Consider the following 20,155-nt stretch of genomic DNA (forward strand, 5'->3'; position numbering starts at 1 on the left):
TGCCATAAGCCTCTCGCCTCATGCCCTTTGAACTTAGCGTAGACCTGACCACCCTCGCCATTCTGGCTGCCGTCGCCTTTGTGGCGGGCTTTATCGACGCCATTGCCGGTGGCGGCGGACTGCTCACCACCCCTGCATTGATGACCGCCGGCCTGCCGCCGCATCTGGTGCTGGGCACCAACAAGCTCAGCTCGACCTTCGGCTCGGCGACCGCCAGCTTCACCTTCTACCGCCGCAAGCTGTTTCACCCCCGGCAGTGGCTACACGCGATCGTCGGTACAGCCGTGGGTGCGGCACTGGGCGCGATCATCGCCCATTACCTGCCCGCCGAATGGCTGAACCAGATGCTCCCGGTGATCGTATTCGGCTGCGGGCTTTACCTGCTGTTCGGTGGCACGCCCAAGGCACCGCTGGACAGCGACGCGCCCATCAAGAAGAAATGGCAACTGCCGCAAGGGCTGGGCCTGGGCTTCTACGATGGCGTCGCCGGGCCGGGTACCGGCGCTTTCTGGACGGTCAGCACCCTGCTGATGTACCCGGTGGATCTGGTCAAGGCCAGCGGCGTTGCGCGAAGCATGAACTTCGTCAGCAATATCGTGGCGCTTTCGGTGTTCATCTTTTCCGGTCAGGTGGACTACATCATCGGCCTGACCATGGGCCTTGCGGTAATGCTGGGTGCCTACTTTGGCGCAGGCACGGCAATCAAGGGCGGTGCAAAGTTCATCCGCCCGGTGTTCATCACCGTGGTGCTCGGGCTGACCGTGCGCCTAGCCTGGCAGCACTGGTTCGGGGGCGCCTGAGCGCTCGGCCAGATAAGCTTCGATCAGATAACGAGCAATAGACCTATTGGCCGGTAATGGCGGCAGGTCATCGATATGGAACCAGCGCGCGTCTTCGATTTCGTCGACCTGGGGTACGATGTCGCCGCCTGCATATTGCGCATGAAAACCGAGCATCATCGAATGCGGAAACGGCCAACACTGGCTGCCCATGTACTTCAGGTTCTTGATGCGCACCTGAACCTCTTCCATCACCTCGCGATGCACGCAGTCTTCGGCAGACTCGCCCGGCTCTACAAACCCGGCCAGCGCGCTGTACATCCCGCTGACAAAACGCGGTGAACGGGCAAGCAGTACTTCATCGCCCCGGGTGACCAGCACAATCATGCTCGGCGAAATACGCGGGTACAGACGCAGATTATCGTGCTCGCAGTACATCGCCCGCTCGCCCGCAATCTGCACCGTTGCCCGCCCGCACGCCCCGCAAAAGCGGTGTTCCCTGGCCCAGGTAGCGACTTGCGCGGCGTAACCGAGCATCTGGAAGACCGCAAAGTCACCTTCCAGCATGAACTGACGCAAACCCTGCCAGGCACACCCCTCGACAACCACCGAGTGTTGCAAAACCAGCAGGTAGACCGGCTCACCGTCGAAGTAACCGATACCGTGCTCGCTCTGCACCGGCAGATCCAGCGCCCGCAACCAGCTTCGGGGAAACAGTGCCCCGTTACTGTCCAGCAAGAAACCCTGATCCCCCTGAACCACGGCCAGACCACCGTCGGCCTCGACATCCAGAACTGCAGTTGTCCAGCGCTGCGGGCGTGTCATGAAAAAACTCCTTTGCCAACACTCAAATACTCGGACGTAATAGTGTCGAGCTTCAATTATCAAAGACCGGCTTGTGCTTGCTCATCTGCGCAACCATTGCCAGTTTCAGGTCAGGTGATTGCAGCATGGCTGCGTTCCAGATGGCAACGTGTTCAAGGCCGTCTTCGACCCTGTGGTCACGCATATAGCTGATCATTTGCTTGGTGCCTTCGATGGCCAGCGGGGATTTTTCGGCTATCTCCCGCGCCACCGCAAATACGCCCTGCAAGAGACCTTCGGTGTCATCGAAGGTGCGATTGACCAGGCCAATGCGCTGCGCTTCCTCGGCACCGACGGTGCGCCCGGTGTACGCCAGTTCACGCAGCACACCGTCGCCGATGATCCTCGGCAACCGTTGCAATGTCCCAACATCGGCAGCCATGCCCATGTCGATCTCGCGAATGGCGAACTGTGCATCAGCGGCGGCATAACGCATGTCGCAGGCCGAGATCAGGTCGATGGCACCGCCCAGGCAATAACCCTGAATGGCGGCGAGTACCGGCTTGCGGCACGTGTCCACGGCAGTGAACGACGCCTGCATGTCACGAATCTTGCGCCTCAACAGCCGCGCGTCGCGTCCGGGGTCCTTGCCCATCTGGCTGGCGACCGACGCCAGCAAGGCCAGATCGATACCCGAGGAAAAATGCTTGCCCGCGCCGCTGAGCACCACCACGCGCACTTCATCGTTGCGCTCGATCCAGTCGAATATCTCGATGATTTCGGTCCAGAACGCGTCATTCATGGCATTGAGCTTTTCAGGCCGGTTTATCTGTACGTGAGCAATACTGTCAGCCAGCTCGAACCGGAAACTCTGATAATCGGACACGACGTTTTCCTCAGGCTTTTTTTATGTTCAGACGCCGGACTATAACAATAGTCGGCTGCCTGTCGTAACCGGACTGAAGTGCCATTTACTGTGCCCTCGCCCCCGGTACGAATATGTTCAGCGGCCCAGCTACCCTTAAATAGGGTGAACGGTCAGAATATCGAGCGGTCCAGTGGTGTAGTGATATCAAAACCGATAATGGTTACTAGAGGGTGATACTTGAATACGTCAAAAGCGGAAACCGGGATTGAAGGTCTGGATGACATCCTGTCGGGTGGTCTTTCACGCAGTCATGTTTTCCTCCTTGAGGGAGAGCCCGGAACCGGTAAGACAACCGTAGCTTTGCAATTTTTGCAGGCCGGTGCAGCGGCGGGAGAAATCTCGTTGTATATCACCTTGTCCGAGACCGAGCGCGAACTGCGCGCCGGGGCTGCGTCGCACGGATGGGAGCTTGACCCGCAGATCCATATATACGAGCTGACGCCGCCTGAAAGCCTGCTCGATGCGGAACACCACCAGAGCCTGCTCTACTCGTCGGACCTGGAGCTGGGCGAAGCCACACGGCAGATATTTGAAGTGGTCGAACGCATCAAACCGTCAAGGGTGGTGATCGACAGTCTTTCGGAAATCCGCCTGCTGGCGCAAAGCTCGTTGCGCTACAGGCGGCAGATTCTGGCGATCAAACATTACTTTACGCGTTATAACGCGACCGTATTGCTGCTGGACGACCTGACCACCGAAGCGCTCGATAAAACCGTGCACAGTGTTGCCCACGGCGTCATTCGCCTTGAGGCACTGACGCCCACTTACGGTGCCGAGCGCAGGCGTTTGAAAATCGTCAAATACCGTGGCCAGAAGTACCGTGGTGGTTTTCACGACTTCACGATTGCCGAGGACGGCATCCATGTATTCCCGCGCCTTGTGGCCGCCGAGCACCGCTCGAATTATTCACGCGCCCAGTTGAGCAGTGGCATTCGAGAACTGGACAACCTGTTGGGTGGCGGCATTGAAAGCGGCTCCAGCACCCTGATTCTCGGCCCCGCCGGTACTGGCAAGTCGCTCATCTCGCTGGTCTTCGCCGTGCAGGCAGTGGCCCGTGGCGAACGCGTCGGGTTGTTCATATTCGATGAAGAGATGGGACTGCTGTTCGAGCGCATGCTCAAACTCGGGATTGACCTGCGCGCGCTGCAAGAAACCGGCAATCTGGTCGTCGAGCAGATCGACGCAGCAGAACTGTCTCCCGGCGAGTTCGCGCACCGGGTACGAAGCGCAGTGGACCGTAAGCAGATAAAGACCGTGATCATCGACAGTATCAACGGTTATCAGGCAGCAATGCCCGAGGAGAGCGCACTGGTGCTGCACATGCACGAACTGTTGCTCTATCTCAACCGTCAGGGGGCTGCGACCTTCATGACTGTCGCGCAGCACGGGCTAGTCGGCGACATGCGCTCGCCGGTCGACATCACGTACCTTGCTGACAGTGTGATTCTGTTGCGCTACTTTGAGGCACTGGGCCAGGTGCGCCGTGCCATTTCGATCATCAAGAAGCGTACCGGCACCCACGAATCCACCATTCGCGAATACCGCATCAATTCCAGCGGACTGAAAATAGGTGAGCCGCTCGAAGCGTTCCAGGGCGTTTTGCGCGGTGTTCCTTCGTACCTTGGTGACATGAAACCCTTGTTGGCGGACGACGACCAGTGAGCGCTAACGGATTACTGTCGGAACGCGCGATCATTCTGGCCCCCAGAGGCCGCGACAGTCAGATTGCCCTGCGCATTTTGAACGAAGCCGGCTACCCGGCGACGGCGGCGGCTGACCTGTTCGAGCTGGTCAAAGAGCTGACCGCCGGGGCCGGTTTGGCGATTATTGCCGACGAAGCGCTGCGCAACGGCGATATCAGCCCGTTGCTGGCGCTGCTCGGCCAGCAGCCCGCCTGGTCCGACCTGCCGATTGTCTTGCTGACCCATCACGGCGGCCCTGATCACAACCCGTCTGCGCGGCTGGGCAACATGCTGGGCAACGTGACCTTTCTGGAGCGCCCTTTTCATCCGGTGACGCTGGTCAGCCTGGTGACCACAGCGGTACGTGGCAGACGGCGCCAGTACGAAGCCCGCGCACGCATGGAAGACCTGCACGAAAGCGAGGGACGCCTGCAAAACGCGCTGAAAGCCGGCAGGCTGGGGTCATGGGTGCTCGAAGCAGAACATCTGCGGCTGACTTCCTCGACCATCACCAAAGCTCACTACGGTCGCGACGATGGGGACAGTTTTGATTATCGCGACTGGCTTGCCGCCGTTTATTCTGAAGACCAGCCGCGAATGCAGTCTGCGCTCCAGCGCAGCCTGGATACCGGCGTCGATTTCATCATCGAATACCGCAACGTCTGGCCGGATGGCTCGCTCAGTTGGGTCGATGTGCGCGCTCGTGCCATCCGCGGCAAGAACGGCACGGTCAGTTCCCTGGCAGGCGTGACCTCGGACATCACCGAGCGCAAGCAGGCTGAATCGCAATTACGACGCCTCAACGAAACGCTGGAACATCAGGTCGAAGAGCGCACCGCTCAATTGCGGCACAAGGAAGACATTCTCCGCCAGTCGCAGAAAATGGAAGCCGTCGGCCAGTTGACCGGCGGGATTGCCCATGACTTCAACAATATGCTGACCGGCATCATCGGCAGCCTGGAATTGATCAGAAGACGCGTATCGCGCGGCCATACCGAAGACCTGAACAGCCTGGTCGACCTCGGTGTGACATCGGCGAACCGTGCCGCAGCCCTGACTCATCGCCTGCTGGCTTTTTCACGGCGCCAGTCGCTGGACTCCAAGCCGGTCGAAATAAACCACCTGGTCGACGCGATGGACGAACTTCTCCAGCGCAGCGTCAACGAGAGCATTCACTTGCAGCTGCGTCTTGCCGGTGATCTGTGGACCGCTGAAGCCGACCCCAACCAGCTGGAAAACGCCCTGCTCAACCTGGTGCTCAACGCCCGCGATGCCATGCCTGACGGCGGCACGCTGGTGGTCGAGACCTCCAATCAGCAACTGGACACGTCCTTCACCAACGCCCACGAAAACCTGCTGCCGGGTGACTACGTGGTGCTGAGCGTCAGTGACAATGGCTGCGGCATGCCAGAGACGGTCATCAGTCGGGCCTTCGATCCGTTCTTTACCACCAAGCCCATTGGTCAGGGCACCGGCCTGGGCCTATCGATGATCTATGGCTTCAGCAAGCAGTCGCATGGTCACGTTTCGATCAAGAGCGAAGTCGGTCTGGGCACTACCGTGCAGCTGTTTCTGCCACGCTTTCAGGGGCTCAAGGAAGAAGCCGAGCCAACCTTGCAGAGCAGTGCACTGTATGCCGAGAACGGCGAAACGGTGCTGATCGTCGAAGACGACCCTGCTGTTCGGGCGCTGGTCAGTGAAGTGCTCAGCGAGCTGGGGTATGCGTTTATCGAGGCCGGCCAGGCGACAGATGCAGTGCCGATACTGGAATCCGCTCAGCGTATCGACCTGCTGATCAGCGATGTCGGGCTACCGGGCATGAACGGCCGGCAACTGGCAGAAATCGCCCGGCAACTGCGCCCCGCACTCAAGGTGCTGTTCATTACCGGCTATGCAGAACACGCCGCCGTGCGCGCAGGCTTTCTGGACACGGGCATGGAACTGATCACCAAACCCTTCGCCTTCGACCACCTGACCTCGAAAGTGCGGCAAATGATCGAAGCCTGAGCACCGCTCAAGGGCTCAGGCTGCTGGTCAGGCCAGCAAGCGCTGAATCTGCGACTGCAGCGTTTCCATGGTGAAGGGTTTGGCGAGGATCGGCGCTTTCAGCGCAATGGGGCTGCCTGAATCGAGAATTTCCGCCGGATAGCCGCTGATGAAAATCACCTTCAGTTCAGGCCGTAGCATGACCGCGGGCTCGGCAATCTGCACACCCGAGATACCACCGGGCAATCGGTAATCGGTGATCATCAAATCAAGGTGGGGCTTGGTTGCCAGAATCTCGAAAGCCTGCTCGCCATTCTCGGCCTGCAGAACGCGATAGCCCTCACCAGACAGATAATCGGACAGCAACATCAGGATCAGGGGTTCGTCTTCGACGATTAGTACGACGTTTTCTGCATCAGCGCTCATTGGAACTGCCTTCGATCGTGTAGATAGCTGCCATTACGACCACGGCTTGCATGGGAGGTTGCGCCGGCCTGTGATTTAACTTGATCGCTCGTCACAAAGGCAGGCAAATCCGGAACACCGAGCCCTGGCCCTCTTCACTTTCCACCTCGATACGGCCGCCATGCGCCATGACGATCTGCTCGGAAATAAACAGCCCCAGGCCCAGCCCGGCGACCGCATGATTGCTCGTGACCCGCTCGAACTGTTGAAAGATGCGCTTCTGGTTTTCAGCGGTAATACCGATGCCCTGATCCCTGACCTCGATGAAAGCCTCGGCTTCCTTGCTGTACACATGCACTTCGATCGGCTTGCGCGCGCCATAGCGCAGCGCGTTGGTCAGCAGGTTGGCGACCACCTGCTCGATGCGAAACTCGTCCCAGACGCCAATCACCGGCCCGTCGGCAAACTGTCTGATGGTGGAGTTGGCGGCGGCGATCTGCGCGGCGAAGCTTTCCAGCAACTGACTGACCAACTCGCTCAAATCGAACGGGCTGGGCCTGATCGACAACTTGCCGGTACGGATCCTGGATACATCAAGCATGTCTTCGATCAGGCGGATAAGGCTCTGAATCTGCCGCTCGTCGCGATCGACCATGGCGCGCAGTTTTTCCATGGTAAACGCCGATTCGTTGTCCTTGGCCAGGTGCAGCTTGCGTAGCTGGGTTTCCAGAATCAGGCCGTTGAGGGGCGTGCGCACCTCATGGGAGACGATGGACATGAAGTCGTCACGCATGCGAATCGCATGCTCCAGCTCGCCCTGAGTCGATTGCAGGCGTTTGAGCAACACCTCCTGCTCCTGGCGGCTGCGTTCCAGCTCCTCGACCTGTATTTTCATCGCCTTGCGCTGCCGATACAGATCAACGAACACGTTGACCTTGCTCTTGACCGCATGAATGTCCAGGGGCTTGTGCAAGAAGTCCACTGCGCCGCTTTCATAGCCTTTGAAGGCGTAATTGAGTTCGCGACCGGCGGCGCTGACGAACACAATCGGGATGCTCTTGGTCTTTTCGGTACTGCGCATCATCTCGGCCAGTTCAAAGCCGTTCATGCCGGGCATTTGTACGTCAAGGATGGCCAGGGCAAATTCGTGCTGCAACAGCAGCGACAGCGCCTCGTCCGCCGACAGCGCCTTGTAGACGATGCGATCGGCACGCTTGATCAGCGCTTCGAGCGCCAGCAGGTTTTCCGGCAGATCGTCAACGATAAGCAGTTTTGCCTGAATTTCACTTAACATGCGGTTCGTTCCAGCTCGACCAGCAAACGGCCAATATCGTTCAGGGAAAGAAGGTAATCCGGCGCATGCAGCGCCAGGCCAGCTTCGGGCATGGTCGACACCTGCGCCTGCGAAGGGTCCTGAATCACCGTGAAACCACCATACTTCTTGATCTGCATCAGCCCTCGAGCGCCGTCATTATTGGCGCCGGTCAACAATATGCCAGCCAGTCGCGGGCCATAGGCATCGGCGGCCGAGCCGAACAGAATGTCGATGCTGGGCCTTGAATAAAACACCCGATCCTCCTGGCTCAATGACAGAGAAAAATCAGACTCCACCGACACGTGATAACCCGGCGGCGCGAAATACAGGGTGCCCGGCACAATATCCTCCTTGTCATCGGCTTCCTTGACCGGGATCGCCAGACGATTCTGAAACACATGGGCCAACTGGCTGCGGCGATCTTCCGGCACGTGCAACACCGTCAGGATCGGCAGACCGAAATCCGGTCCCAAATAACTGAATATCTTCAGCAGAGCCTCTACACCGCCTGCCGAGGCACCGACAACGATGGCATCGACCACAGGCAGGTCATGAGAAGACGGGGCATCGCCAAACGTAGTTCTCATCGCTTTCGGTAAATCCGCTCGGGCTTTACCAATGTCTCGAAGGCATCGCCGTAGGCAGAGAAATCCACGGTTTCCTTGCTGCCCAACGCCAGAAAACCGCGATGACACAGCGAGTCATGGAACAGCCCGAAAGCCCGGTCCTGTAATTTTTTATTGAAGTAAATCAATACGTTACGACATGAAACAAGTTGCGTTTCGGAGAATACACTATCTGTCGCCAGGCTGTGATCGGCGAAGGTCACGTTCTCGCACAGGGTCTTGTCGAAAATCGCGTAATCGTAGGCCGAGGTGTAGTAATCGGCAAAATTGCGCTGGCCACCCGAGTTGCGGTAGTTCTCGGTGTAGGCCCGCAGGTTGTCCATGGAAAAAATGCCCTGCTTGGCCTTGGCCAGCGAGCTGGGGTTGATGTCGGTCGCGTAAATGATGGTGCGTTCCAGCAACCCCTCTTCGCGCAACAGAATGGCGGTGGAGTACACCTCTTCCCCGGTGCTGCACCCGGCAATCCAGACCTTGATCGAGGGGTAGGTGCGCAGCACCGGCACGACTTCCTTGCGGATCGCCAGAAAGTGCGACGGGTCGCGAAACATCTCGCTCACCGGAATGGTGAGAATCTGCAGCAACTGCATGAACGCCGCTGGGTCGTGCAGCACCCGTTCCTGCAGGGCCGAGATGGTCGCGCAGTCAAACTGACGCAACGCATGGATGACCCGGCGCTTGATCGATGCCCCGGAGTAATCGCGAAAGTCGTAGCTGTACTGAAGATAGATCGCCTCGATCAACAGACGCAGCTCTATCTCGACGCTACGGTCAAGGTGCATGGTGACGTCCGTTACTGTCATCGGAAGCATTCTCGAAAGCAGCATCGAAAACGAAAACACGCCTGCGTTTTACGCCCATTCAAATGCGCTCCATTTTCGGCAGCCAGACGCGAATCAGCGAAAACAGCCTGTCCAGATCGATAGGCTTGGCCAGGTAGTCGTTGGAACCGGCCTGCAGGCAGCGCTCCTGATCGTCCTTCATGGCCTTGGCGGTCACGGCGATGATCGGCAGCTTGCGCCAGCGTGGGTCCTTGCGAATCTCGATGGTGGCTTCGTAGCCGTCCATTTCGGGCATCATCACGTCCATCAGCACCAGATCGATGTCCTCGACTTCATTGAGTTTGGCAATCGCCTCCAGGCCATTGCGGGCGATTTCCACCACGGCGCCCTTGTGCTCCAGCGCGCTGGTCAGGGCAAAGATGTTGCGCACGTCGTCATCGACCACCAGAATCTTGCGCGCCTCGAAGACCTTGTCGCGGCTGCGTGCGGTCTTGAGCATTTTCTGCCGCTCGCTGGACAGCTGCGACTCGACCTTGTGCAGGAACAGCGTGACCTCGTCGAGCAGGCGTTCCGGGGAGCGCGCGCCCTTGATGATGATAGAGCGCGAATATTTCATCAGCTCGGCTTCTTCATCGCGGGTCATGTTGCGCCCGGTATAAACGATTACCGGTGGAAAGGCGCAGATATCTTCGGTGGACATGCGCTTGAGCAGCTCGTTGCCGAGCATGTCCGGCAGTTTCAGGTCGATGATCATGCAGTCATAAATGTGGTCGCGCAGCAGGTCCAGCGCCTGTTGCGCGAAACCTACGGCGGTGATTTCGATGTCATCGTCGCCGATCAGCCGCGCAATACTGTCACGTTGCAGGTCGTCGTCTTCGACCAGCAGGATGCGCTTGACCTTCTGGGTCAGCTTGGCCTCCAGCTTGGCAAATACATCCTTGAGCTCTTCGCGGGTGGTCGGCTTGACCGCATAGCCGATGGCGCCCATGTGCAATGCCGCTTCCTGACGGTCCTCGACGGAAATCACATGCACCGGAATATGCCGCGTGGGGGCGAGCTCCTTGAGGCGCTGCAGCACGGTCAGGCCCGAGTGATCCGGCAGGCGCATGTCCAGTAGAATCGCGTCCGGCGTGTAGCGCGACGCCAGGTTGAAACCGTCATCGGCGGCATGCGCCACCAGACAGTCGTAACCCAGTTCATGGGCCAGATCGAAGAGGATCTGGGCGAACCGCACTTCGTCCTCGATCACCAGAATGCAGCGCCGCTCGAACGGCGCCTTGTCACGGTCATCGGCAAATACGGCGATAGGCGTCTCGACAGGCGCTGGCAGCGGCGGCTGGATGACCGGCGCCGCGGGAACCGACAGTTGCAGCACGGCAGGCGTGTGCATGACCAAAGGCTCGCTGCCCGGCGCCTGAGGGTCCTGCTCGACATACTGCTCCGGCAGCACCAGGGTAAAGATACTGCCCTGCCCCGGTGCGCTGGTGACACTGATCGATCCGCCCAGCAGCGCGGCCAGATCGCGGGAAATCGACAAGCCCAGCCCCGTACCGCCATAACGCCGGTTGGTGGTGCCATCCGCCTGACGGAACGCCTCGAAAATACCTTGCTGATGCTCCTCGGCTATGCCGATGCCCGAATCGCGCACACTGAACACGATGCCAGCGCCCGGCTGGCGCGAAACCACCATGCTGACCGCGCCCGCTTCGGTGAATTTGATCGCGTTGGACAGCAGGTTCTTGAGGATCTGCTCCAGACGCTGGCGATCGGTGAACAGCATGGTCGGCGCGCCGGCCTGGATGTCGACCGTGAACGCCAGCTTCTTCTCCGCGGCCAGCGGCTGGAACAAGCCACGCAAGCCCTCGACCAGACGTGACACGCTGCTGTTTTCCGGGCGCACTTCAAGTTTGCCGGCTTCGACCTTGGAAATGTCCAGAATGTCGTTGATCAGGTTGAGCAGGTCATTTCCCGCCGAATAGATCGATTCAGCAAACTTGACCTGCTCGGCGGTGAGGTTTTCGCTCGGGTTCTCGGCCAGCAACTTGGCAAGGATCAACGAACTGTTGAGCGGCGTGCGCAGCTCGTGGGACATGTTGGCAAGGAACTCGGACTTGTACTTGCTGGCACGTTGCAACTCGTCGGCACGGGCCTGCAACTCGCCTTGGGCAATATTCAGCTCTTCATTGTTGCGGTCCAGCGCATCGCGCTGATCGGCCAGCGCCTGACTTTGCTCGGCGAGTTGCTCGTTGGTCTGTTCCAGCTCGGCCTGCTGGGTCTCCAGGTGCGCCTGGGACTCTTTGAGAATGCGCGACTGCTCTTCCAGCTCTTCGTTGGCCGTGCGCAGTTCTTCCTGCTGCACCTGCAACTCTTCGTTGAGCTGTTGAGTCTCGGCCAGAACTTCCTGCAGACGCTGGCGATAGCGAGCCGCTTCGATGGACGTACCGATGTTATCCGAGACCAGTTCAAGAAACTCGACGTCCTGCTCGGTCAGAGGGCGCAGAAAACCCAGTTCAACCACGCCGTTGACCTGATCGTCATTGCTGATAGGCACCACCACCACACTGCGCGGTGAACCCTCGCCCAACCCGGAAGCCACCTTGAAATAATTCTCCGGCAGCTCGTCCAGCGTAATGATCCGGTCCTGCGATGCCGCCTGTCCCACCACGCCTTCATCGCTGTGAATGGTCTGATCCTGTTGCTCCTGCTCGCGGGAAAACCCGTAGGAAGCCGCACGCGTCAAGCCGCCGTGGTCCTGACGGATGTACATCGCCGCCACCGAAGCGCCGAGGTATTGCGTCAGAAATTGCAGAATATTGCGGCCCAGCATGTTCAGCGTCAGTTGCCCGAGCACCTGTTCGGCCAGCTCGCTCTGGCCGTTGCGCAGCCATGCCACTTTCTGCAGACGCTCGGCATTGACTTCCTGCTGCCTCAGATTTGCGCTGTAGGTGGCCGAAAGAGACAGCAGATCCCTGCGTCCTATGTACGCCAGAATGCCGCTGACGATCACCACAAATATCAGGTACAGCGTGACGGAAATGACCGTGCTGCGCGTGACCTCGGCATTGCGGGTCAGGCGAAGTTGCTGCTCCATCTCGACAGCCTGTTCGTACTCGGTGCGAATCTGATCGGTAATGCGCTTGCCACGTCCGGCCAGCACCGGCGTCTGAAAGTCGCCGTTGTTGCGCCGCAGGTCGATCATGTCCTGAGCAAAGACGTTCCACTCCTGTTGCATGGTGAACAAGCGCCTGAACCGGTCCTGTTGCGTCGGGTTGTCCTGGACCAGGTCCTGGAGGCCGTTGAGTTCGGCAACCAGCAACGGCTTGGCGATTTCATAGGGGTCGAGAAAATGCTGATCGCCTGTGAGCAGGAAGCCGCGCATGCCGGTTTCCATGTCAATCGACAGCTTCATCGAGCGGTTGGTGTTGTTGATCACGCGGTCCGTATGTTCAACCCACTGAATGGCGTTAAGCAGATAACTGATCAGCAGAATGAAAAAAACTGCGCTCAGTACGCCGACACCCAGCGGCAACCCGACATTGCGCCCCAGCAATTTTCGAAAGCGCTGCTCATCGACGGAAGGCGTCCGATTCATGAAATATCCCTGACAAGTGGATCAAAACCACGGAGTTTGCCGTAAACCTACAAAAAACACTCTTATTTCTGACATAGAGGATTGAAATTTCACACATAAATCGGCGATAAGCTCGGGCACGTTCTGTGTGCTGGCTCAGTGATGGCTGGGCAGGCTGTGAATCGTCGCCACGATTCTCGGCATTTGTCGGTTGATTGAACTTCCATGCAGGTTTTATTTACTGATACAGGGACGATATCAACAGTGAACAGGCCGGGCTCGGTTATGCTGAGTCGGCGAGAAAGGATGCATGGCATTCCACTCTGTTTGCGCTACAACCATTTTTCAGGTTTAAAAGGAGTCAATCATGCCGGACACCGCCCGCACCATTCTCGTGGTCGAGGACGACGCCATTGTGCGCATGCTGATTGTCGACGTGCTCGAGGAGCTGGAATACACCGTCCTGGAGGCCGAAGACGCCACCACAGCCCTTGCCATCGTTACCGACAACGCTAATCACATTGATCTGCTGATGACAGATCAGGGGCTGCCGGACATGAAAGGCACTGCACTGGCCAAAAAGGTCATTGAGCTGCGCCCTGAACTGCCGGTACTGTTCGCCAGCGGCTACTCCGAAAACATCGACGTGCCGCCAGGCATGTACGCGATAGGCAAGCCGTTCTCGATCGACCAGTTGCGCGACAAGGTAAAAAGCATCCTTGTCTGATATCGATACTGCCGCTGCGCACCGCAGTGAAGCCCCCACAACCCGTTTGCTGATCATTGGCTACGTCTGGCCCGAGCCTGGTTCGTCGGCTGCCAGCGGTCACATGATGCAGCTGATTCAATGCTTTCTCGAACAGGACTGGCACATCACCTTTGCCAGCCCTGCCACCGAAGGCGAGCACCGGGCCGACCTGATCAGCCTAGGCATCCACGAAGTCCGTATTGCGCTCAACGACAGCAGCTTTGACGTATTCGTGAGCGAGCTGCAGCCGCACGTGGTGCTTTTCGACCAGTTCATGATTGAGGAGCAGTTTGGCTGGCGCGTCGAACAGCAGTGCCCTGACGCTCTGCGCATTCTGGAAACGTCGGACTTCCAGAGCCTGCGTCACGCCCGCCATCAGTTGGTCAAGAGCGCGCCGGATGATCTGCAGAGCGTTTTCGGCTGCTCGCAAAGCGCACTGTTTCGCGAGATAGCCGCCAGTGACCTGGCGCAACGCGAAGTCGCCTCGCTCTACCGCTGCGACCTCAACCTGATGACCTCGGACGTTGAAATAGCCCTGCTGACCGGCATGTTCAGCTTGCCCGCCGCGTTGCTGCACTGGTGCCCGTTGATGATCGACGGCGTGCCCGACAGCTTCCGGCCGTTCGCCGAGCGCGCGCACTTTCTCAGCATCGGTAATTTCCGTCACGCGCCCAACTGGGACGCCGTGCTGTGGATGAAAACCGCCATATGGCCGCTGATCAGGCAACAACTGCCGGCCGCGCAGTTGCACATTTACGGGGCTTACACGCCACCCAAGGCAACGGCCTTGCACAACGCAGCGCAGGGTTTTCACGTGAAAAACCGGGCTGAGGATGCCTTGCAGGTGATGGCCGGTGCGCGGGTCTGCCTCGCCCCCCTGCGCTTCGGTGCGGGCATCAAGGGCAAGTTGATGGACGCCATGGTGTGCGGCACCCCGTCAGTCACCACCCCGATTGGCGCGGAAGCCATGAGCGGAGATCTGGCCTGGCCCGGGCTGATTGCCGACAACCCGCAGCAGATCGCCGCAGCAGCGGTCAGGCTTTATCAGGACGAGAACCTCTGGCTGGAGGCGCAACACGCAGGCCAGGCGCTGCTGCAGTCGCGCTTTCAGCACCGGCAACATTGCGAGAGCCTGATGGCGCGTATCCAGACGTTGCGCGACGAACTGCCCGAACACCGGCTGGCGAACTTCACCGGCAGCATGCTTCGGCACCATCACCATAAGAGCACCAAGTACATGGCGCAGTGGATCGAAGCCAAGAATCGCAACCCGCTCAGTCAGCCAGACGCCTGAACGGGTTTACGCAACAGATAGGTGTCCATGATCCAGCCCTTGCGACTGCGTGCTTCGGTACGCAGTTGCTTGATCTGCTCGCAGACCTCATCGAGTCGGCCCGCCACTAGTAGTTCATCCGCAGTGCCCAGATACGCTCCCCAATAGATGTCCAGCCCCTGCCCGACGTAACGCTCGAACGTGCAGTGCGCATCCAGCATCACCACCACGTTGTGGTGGCTTTCAGGCGGATCGGCCGCCAGACGCCGACCGGTGGTGATCAGAATCGACTCGCCAATGCGATTGAGCGGTATCCGGTGCTGCGCCACCAGGCTTTGCACGCTGGTAATGCCCGGTATCACCTGATACGTGAAGGCCTGCGCACCGCGCGCCAACACCTGGTCCAGAATGCGCATTGTGCCGTCATACAGCGCCGGATCGCCCCAGACCAGAAACGCGCCGACCTGATCATCACCCAGCTCATCGGTCAGCAGCCGCTCGAACAATACCGCGCGCTGGTGATGCCAGTCCTCGACGCCTTGCGCGTAGGCGCCGGATTCGCCTTCGCGGCCTGCATGCCCGCGAACCGGGTCCTGAACCTGAACCAGCCGATAGCGATCGTGAGTGATGTAGCGCTGACAGAGCGCCTTGCGCAGACGCAGCAGCTCGTCATCGACATAGCCCTTGTCGATGATGAAAATAACCTCGGCGCGATTCAGGGCAGTGACAGCCTGTAAGGTAATCTGCTCCGGATCACCGGCGCCCATGCCGATCAGGAGGATCTGTTTCATTGGATAACCACTCCATTGTGGCAGTCATTTCAGGTGCCTGATCGTAGGCGATTTTGCCAACGACCGGGCATCGAAACAAAAAATCAGGCACATTAGCGCGCTGGCAACTGCTGAATAGAATGACGCCATGAGTAAAACAACAAAAATTACTGACCCTTCCTACGAGCTGATGGACGACCATAACGGCTTGTCGATCATTTATCGCGAGCATGGTTTTCCGTGCCCGCTGGTGCGCTGGCACTTCCACAAGGAATACGAGCTGCATCTGATTGTCGCCAGCTCCGGCAAGGTCTTCGTCGGTGACTACATCGGTAACTTCAACCCTGCCAGCCTGTTCCTGACCGGGCCTAACCTGCCGCATAACTGGATCAGCCAGGTTGACGAGGGTGAAGTCGTGGCGCGGCGCGACATGCTGGTCAATTTCACCGATGAACTGCTGGAAAGTGGCAATCAGGTGTTTGCCGAACTCAAGACCCTCACCCCACTGCTGGAACGCGCCCGCTACGGCATCGAATTTCGCTGCAAGCGCACAATTCGTCAGGCCATGAAGCAGATGCAGAAAATTGCCGACTCGCGCGGCATTACACGTCTGGGGCACTTTTTCATTCTTCTTGAGCTGTTGGCCGCCAGCGATGATTATCAGTTGCTGTCAGGCACCGCCGTCGCCCACACGGCCGATGAGCACAGCGTCGATCGTACCAACCGCGCAGTGGACTATATTTTTGCTCACTACAGCCGGGAGCTGCCGCTGGAAGAAGTTGCCGAGTACCTGGGCATGAAACCCACTTACTTTTCCAGGGTATTCAAGCAGGCCACGGGGCGCTGTTTCGTCGAGTTCGTCAATCGGTTGCGCATCAGCAAGTCCTGTGAACTGCTCGCCGACGGCGACAAAACGGTCACTGACGTGTGTTTCGAGTCCGGTTTCAACAATATTTCCAACTTCAATCGGCGTTTCCAGCAGCTCAAGGGCATGACCCCCTCGCACTATCGTCGTCTCGCCGTTCAGCGCCTGACCGAACAAAACCTGTACTGATTCGCCCTGCCGTTGCGCTCAGCGTCTACGCTTGCGTTGCGCCGAAGCCAGCCTATGGGCGATTCAGCGATGTTTACATTTCAGGCCGCAGTGCGAAAAAGTATCAGTCAGAGTGCTGCGCAGGATTTGTCTTTCGACCCGAACGCCGTTGTAATCAATGCACATCTTCCTCACCTCCGGAAGAGAAAAAAACAATAACCATCCTTCTGCAGCCTGTTGGGCGTAGAAGAGGAGTGATCAATGAAGACCTCAGCAAAGCTTCTGCTCGCCAGTTCCGTCCTCAGCACCTGTTTCGTGTTCAGTGGCAGCGCCACGGCCGGGACCGTGACCATCGCCACGGTCAACAACAGCGACATGATCCGCATGCAGCGCCTCTCCAAGACCTTCGAAGAAAAGCACCCTGACATCAAGCTCAACTGGGTTGTGCTCGAAGAAAACGTGCTGCGCCAGCGCTTGACTACCGATATCGCCACCAAAGGCGGTCAGTTCGATGTATTGACCATCGGCATGTACGAAGCCTCACTCTGGGGGCAGAAAGGCTGGCTGCAGGAAATGAAAGACCTGCCCGCCAGTTATGAGCTGGATGATGTATTCCCTTCAGTGCGCGATGGCCTGTCAGTGGACGGCAAGTTGTTCGCCCTGCCGTTCTACGCTGAAGCGTCTATCACTTACTACCGTACCGACCTGTTCAAGGCCGCTGGCCTGACCATGCCGGAACGCCCGACCTGGACCCAGATTGCCGAATTCGCCGGCAAACTGACCGACAAGTCCAAGGAACAGTACGGCATCTGCCTGCGCGGCAAGGCGGGTTGGGGCGAGAACATGGCGCTGATCACCACCCTGGCCAACGCCTACGGTGCACGCTGGTTCGACGAGCAGTGGAAACCACAGTTCGACCAGCCGGAATGGAAGAACGCGCTTAACTTCTACGTCAACACCATGAAGCAATCCGGCCCGCCGGGTGCTTCCAGCAATGGTTTCAACGAAAACCTGGCGCTGTTCAACAGTGGCAAGTGCGCCATCTGGGTCGACGCCAGCGTTGCCGGTTCGTTCGTGACCGACAAGAAGCAAAGCAAGGTTGCCGACAGCGTCGGCTTTACCTACGCCCCGCACGAAGTGACCGACAAGGGTTCTGCCTGGTTGTATTCGTGGTCGCTGGCGATCCCGACCAGTGCCAAGAACACCAAGGACGCTGCCGAATTCACCCAGTGGGCGACCTCCAAAGAGTACGCCAAACTGGTGGCCGACACCGACGGCGTGTCCAACGTACCGCCAGGCACCCGTGCCTCGACCTACAGCGATGCCTACAAACAGGCCGCGCCGTTTGCCAATATCACGCTGGAGTCGCTCAAGGCTGTGACGCCCAAGTCTCCGACGCTCAAGCCTGTGCCTTACGTCGGTATTCAGCTGGTTACCATCCCTGAATTCCAGGCCATCGGCACCAGTGTCGGCCAGCAGTTCTCGGCCGCGCTGATCGGCCAGTCCACGGTTGAAAAAGCCTTGGAAAATGCGCAGACCGCCACCGAGCGGGACATGAAACGAGCCGGTTACCCTAAAAAGTAAACGCTCTGCAACAGGGTGAAGGCCGCGGCTTTCACCCTGCCGCTCAACTGCGCAACAACCCTGGTGCAATCCGGTTCGGAGCTCCCCATGAATACCTCAGCCTCCCCTGAACGCTCGGACCTGTCCGGCGAACAGCCACCGCTCAAAAGTCGTCGATTCAAACCTGGCTGGTTTCTGGTCAGCCCCTCTGTGCTGCTTTTGCTGGTATGGATGATCGTACCGCTGGGCATGACCATTTATTTCTCGCTGATCCGCTACAACCTGCTGTCACCCGGCGAAAACGAATTCGTCGGGCTGGAAAACTTCCAGTATTTCGTGACCGACAGCGGCTTTCTTCCCGGTGCCGGCAATACCTTGTTGCTGGTCGGCAGTGTGCTGGCGATCAGTGTGATCCTCGGCGTACTGATTTCGGCGCTGCTCGAAGCCAGCGAGTTCTTCGGACGAGGCATCGTTCGCGTACTGCTGATCTCGCCCTTCTTCATCATGCCCACGGTCAGTGCGCTGATCTGGAAAAACCTGATTTTCCACCCGGTCTCCGGCGTGCTCGCGGCGGTATGGAAATTCTTCGGTGCGCAGCCCATCGACTGGTTTGCCCATTACCCGATGCTGTCGATCATCATCATTGTGTCCTGGCAGTGGCTGCCGTTCGCCATCCTGATTCTGATGACCGCGATGCAGTCGCTAGACCAGGAACAAAAGGAGGCAGCGCGTCTGGATGGAGCCGGCCCCATTGCGATCTTCTGGCACCTGACCCTGCCGCACCTGGCGCGGCCGATTGCCGTGGTGGTCATGATCGAAACGATCTTCCTGCTCTCGGTGTTCGCTGAAATCTTCACCACCACCAACGGTGGCCCTGGCTTTGCCTCGACCAACCTGGCCTACCTGATCTACATCCAGGCGCTGCTGCAGTTCGACGTCGGCATGGCCTCGGCGGGCGGGCTGATTGCCGTTGTCATCGCCAACATCGCGGCGATCATCCTGATCCGGATGATCGGCAAAAACCTCACCGACAAGTCATGAGGACCTTGCCATGATGACCCTTAAACAATCGCGTCGTTTACAAAGCCTGCTGCTCGGGACCCTGTCCTGGCTGATCGCCGCCCTGGTGTTCTTCCCGATCTTCTGGATGGTGCTGACCAGCTTCAAGACCGAGATCGACGCCTTCGCGACGCCGCCGCAGTTGTTCTTCACCCCGACCCTGGAAAACTACCTGCACATTCAGGAACGCAGCGATTACTTTCACTTTGCCTGGAACTCGGTGCTGATTTCCTTCAGCGCTACGGCGCTGGCCATGCTGATCGCCATCCCTGCGGCGTATTCCATGGCATTTTTCGAGACCAAACGCACCAAAAGCACGCTGCTGTGGATGCTCTCGACCAAAATGCTGCCGCCAGTGGGCGTGCTGATGCCGATCTACCTGCTGGCCAAGACCTTCGGCCTGCTGGATTCGCGATTGGCGCTGATCATCATCTACACGCTGATCAATCTGCCGATCGTGGTGTGGATGATCTACACCTACTTCAAGGACATTCCCGGCGAAATCCTCGAAGCCTCGCGCTTGGACGGCGCCAGCACCCGGCAGGAGATCTTTCGCGTGCTGATACCGATCTGCAAGGGTGGTCTGGCATCCACCGCGTTGCTGTCGCTGATTCTGTGCTGGAACGAAGCGTTCTGGTCGCTGAACCTTACCTCGTCTGCCGCTGCGCCCCTTACCGCGCTGATCGCGTCCTACTCCAGCCCCGAAGGGCTGTTCTGGGCCAAGCTCTCGGCGGTCTCGACCCTGGCGTGTGCGCCCATCCTGATTTTCGGCTGGATCAGTCAGAAACAACTGGTTCGCGGCCTGTCGTTCGGCGCTGTCAAATAGCCCCGGCC

At 58.7% G+C, this 20,155-nt stretch carries 17 protein-coding genes; 9 read left to right on the forward strand and 8 right to left on the reverse strand.

The features are described from left to right. The first annotated feature begins 20 nt into the window (after positions 1-20). Complete coding sequence (locus tag QRN38_RS12685; protein WP_024667505.1) at positions 21-800, forward strand: TSUP family transporter; 780 nt, start codon at positions 21-23, stop codon at positions 798-800. Here the strand turns inward: QRN38_RS12685 and nudC are convergent. Then, positions 768-1,604, reverse strand: coding sequence for an NAD(+) diphosphatase (gene nudC / locus QRN38_RS12690; protein ID WP_005762586.1), 837 nt, complete (start codon positions 1,602-1,604; stop codon positions 768-770). The two genes, QRN38_RS12685 and nudC, sit on opposite strands and share 33 nt — an antisense overlap. Before the next feature lie 52 nt (positions 1,605-1,656). Next, the gene (locus QRN38_RS12695; protein WP_044389783.1) at positions 1,657-2,469 is read right to left on the reverse strand and encodes a crotonase/enoyl-CoA hydratase family protein; all 813 of its coding nucleotides are present in this window, start codon (positions 2,467-2,469) and stop codon (positions 1,657-1,659) included. A 219-nt stretch (positions 2,470-2,688) separates the two neighbouring features. Between QRN38_RS12695 and QRN38_RS12700 the strand changes: the two genes are divergently transcribed. Together QRN38_RS12700 and QRN38_RS12705 are read left to right on the forward strand one after the other, a co-directional pair. After that, positions 2,689-4,173 (forward strand): ATPase domain-containing protein, encoded by a 1,485-nt coding sequence (locus tag QRN38_RS12700; protein WP_007244012.1) that lies wholly within the window; start codon positions 2,689-2,691, stop codon positions 4,171-4,173. Continuing rightward, positions 4,170-6,200: a response regulator gene (locus tag QRN38_RS12705; RefSeq protein ID WP_057419306.1), complete on the forward strand. Its 2,031-nt coding sequence runs from the start codon at positions 4,170-4,172 to the stop codon at positions 6,198-6,200. Before QRN38_RS12700 ends, QRN38_RS12705 begins: the two co-directional genes overlap by 4 nt. A gap of 27 nt (positions 6,201-6,227) precedes the next feature. Here the strand turns inward: QRN38_RS12705 and QRN38_RS12710 are convergent, their stop codons facing one another. From QRN38_RS12710 to QRN38_RS12730, 5 genes are all read right to left on the reverse strand, one after another. Next, positions 6,228-6,605, reverse strand: a complete 378-nt coding sequence (locus QRN38_RS12710; RefSeq protein WP_057419307.1) for a response regulator — start codon at positions 6,603-6,605, stop codon at positions 6,228-6,230. Positions 6,606-6,696: 91 nt separating this feature from the next. Next, on the reverse strand, positions 6,697-7,878 hold the full coding sequence (locus QRN38_RS12715) for a hybrid sensor histidine kinase/response regulator (RefSeq protein ID WP_011104155.1): 1,182 nt from the start codon (positions 7,876-7,878) through the stop codon (positions 6,697-6,699). Further along, positions 7,872-8,486, reverse strand: a complete 615-nt coding sequence (locus QRN38_RS12720) for a chemotaxis protein CheB (RefSeq protein WP_011104154.1) — start codon at positions 8,484-8,486, stop codon at positions 7,872-7,874. The genes QRN38_RS12715 and QRN38_RS12720 overlap by 7 nt, the downstream gene beginning before the upstream one ends. Then, entirely contained in the window at positions 8,483-9,304 is an 822-nt protein-coding gene (locus QRN38_RS12725) for a CheR family methyltransferase (RefSeq protein ID WP_057415272.1), read from the reverse strand. The genes QRN38_RS12720 and QRN38_RS12725 overlap by 4 nt, the downstream gene beginning before the upstream one ends. A gap of 79 nt (positions 9,305-9,383) precedes the next feature. After that, the gene (locus tag QRN38_RS12730; protein ID WP_057419308.1) at positions 9,384-12,896 is read right to left on the reverse strand and encodes a response regulator; all 3,513 of its coding nucleotides are present in this window, start codon (positions 12,894-12,896) and stop codon (positions 9,384-9,386) included. A gap of 346 nt (positions 12,897-13,242) precedes the next feature. Between QRN38_RS12730 and QRN38_RS12735 the strand changes: the two genes are divergently transcribed. Both QRN38_RS12735 and QRN38_RS12740 read left to right on the forward strand, forming a co-directional pair. Further along, positions 13,243-13,602: a response regulator gene (locus QRN38_RS12735; protein WP_005762602.1), complete on the forward strand. Its 360-nt coding sequence runs from the start codon at positions 13,243-13,245 to the stop codon at positions 13,600-13,602. Further along, entirely contained in the window at positions 13,595-14,917 is a 1,323-nt protein-coding gene (locus tag QRN38_RS12740) for a glycosyltransferase (RefSeq protein WP_005762604.1), read from the forward strand. Before QRN38_RS12735 ends, QRN38_RS12740 begins: the two co-directional genes overlap by 8 nt. On the opposite strand, the gene cobF is transcribed toward QRN38_RS12740, so the two are convergent. Then, positions 14,902-15,687 carry a precorrin-6A synthase (deacetylating) gene (gene cobF / locus QRN38_RS12745; protein WP_005762606.1) on the reverse strand — a complete coding sequence of 262 codons (786 nt, stop codon included), beginning with the start codon at positions 15,685-15,687 and terminating at the stop codon, positions 14,902-14,904. The two genes, QRN38_RS12740 and cobF, sit on opposite strands and share 16 nt — an antisense overlap. A gap of 127 nt (positions 15,688-15,814) precedes the next feature. On the opposite strand from cobF, the gene QRN38_RS12750 reads away from it, so the two are divergent. The 4 genes from QRN38_RS12750 (at position 15,815) to QRN38_RS12765 (ending at position 20,147) form a co-directional block, all read left to right on the forward strand. Next, positions 15,815-16,720 carry an AraC family transcriptional regulator gene (locus QRN38_RS12750; RefSeq protein WP_005762608.1) on the forward strand — a complete coding sequence of 302 codons (906 nt, stop codon included), beginning with the start codon at positions 15,815-15,817 and terminating at the stop codon, positions 16,718-16,720. Between the two features lie 240 nt (positions 16,721-16,960). Next, positions 16,961-18,283 (forward strand): ABC transporter substrate-binding protein, encoded by a 1,323-nt coding sequence (locus tag QRN38_RS12755; RefSeq protein ID WP_003382856.1) that lies wholly within the window; start codon positions 16,961-16,963, stop codon positions 18,281-18,283. Positions 18,284-18,370: 87 nt separating this feature from the next. Next, positions 18,371-19,303 (forward strand): carbohydrate ABC transporter permease, encoded by a 933-nt coding sequence (locus QRN38_RS12760; protein WP_005762613.1) that lies wholly within the window; start codon positions 18,371-18,373, stop codon positions 19,301-19,303. A gap of 10 nt (positions 19,304-19,313) precedes the next feature. Then, positions 19,314-20,147 carry a carbohydrate ABC transporter permease gene (locus QRN38_RS12765; RefSeq protein ID WP_003382858.1) on the forward strand — a complete coding sequence of 278 codons (834 nt, stop codon included), beginning with the start codon at positions 19,314-19,316 and terminating at the stop codon, positions 20,145-20,147. The last annotated feature ends 8 nt before the right edge of the window (positions 20,148-20,155 follow it).

The organism is Pseudomonas sp. CFBP2511 (assembly GCF_030209255.1).
GTDB lineage: Bacteria > Pseudomonadota > Gammaproteobacteria > Pseudomonadales > Pseudomonadaceae > Aquipseudomonas > Aquipseudomonas avellanae.

Coding starts and splice junctions, on each gene's coding strand:
- QRN38_RS12685 (WP_024667505.1), top strand. CDS start 21: ATGCCCTTTGAACTTAGCGTAGACCTGACCACCCTCGCCATTCTGGCT.
- nudC (WP_005762586.1), bottom strand. CDS start 1,604: ATGACACGCCCGCAGCGCTGGACAACTGCAGTTCTGGATGTCGAGGCC.
- QRN38_RS12710 (WP_057419307.1), bottom strand. CDS start 6,605: ATGAGCGCTGATGCAGAAAACGTCGTACTAATCGTCGAAGACGAACCC.
- QRN38_RS12715 (WP_011104155.1), bottom strand. CDS start 7,878: ATGTTAAGTGAAATTCAGGCAAAACTGCTTATCGTTGACGATCTGCCG.
- QRN38_RS12720 (WP_011104154.1), bottom strand. CDS start 8,486: ATGAGAACTACGTTTGGCGATGCCCCGTCTTCTCATGACCTGCCTGTG.
- QRN38_RS12725 (WP_057415272.1), bottom strand. CDS start 9,304: ATGCACCTTGACCGTAGCGTCGAGATAGAGCTGCGTCTGTTGATCGAG.
- QRN38_RS12730 (WP_057419308.1), bottom strand. CDS start 12,896: ATGAATCGGACGCCTTCCGTCGATGAGCAGCGCTTTCGAAAATTGCTG.
- QRN38_RS12735 (WP_005762602.1), top strand. CDS start 13,243: ATGCCGGACACCGCCCGCACCATTCTCGTGGTCGAGGACGACGCCATT.
- cobF (WP_005762606.1), bottom strand. CDS start 15,687: ATGAAACAGATCCTCCTGATCGGCATGGGCGCCGGTGATCCGGAGCAG.
- QRN38_RS12750 (WP_005762608.1), top strand. CDS start 15,815: ATGAGTAAAACAACAAAAATTACTGACCCTTCCTACGAGCTGATGGAC.
- QRN38_RS12755 (WP_003382856.1), top strand. CDS start 16,961: ATGAAGACCTCAGCAAAGCTTCTGCTCGCCAGTTCCGTCCTCAGCACC.
- QRN38_RS12760 (WP_005762613.1), top strand. CDS start 18,371: ATGAATACCTCAGCCTCCCCTGAACGCTCGGACCTGTCCGGCGAACAG.
- QRN38_RS12765 (WP_003382858.1), top strand. CDS start 19,314: ATGATGACCCTTAAACAATCGCGTCGTTTACAAAGCCTGCTGCTCGGG.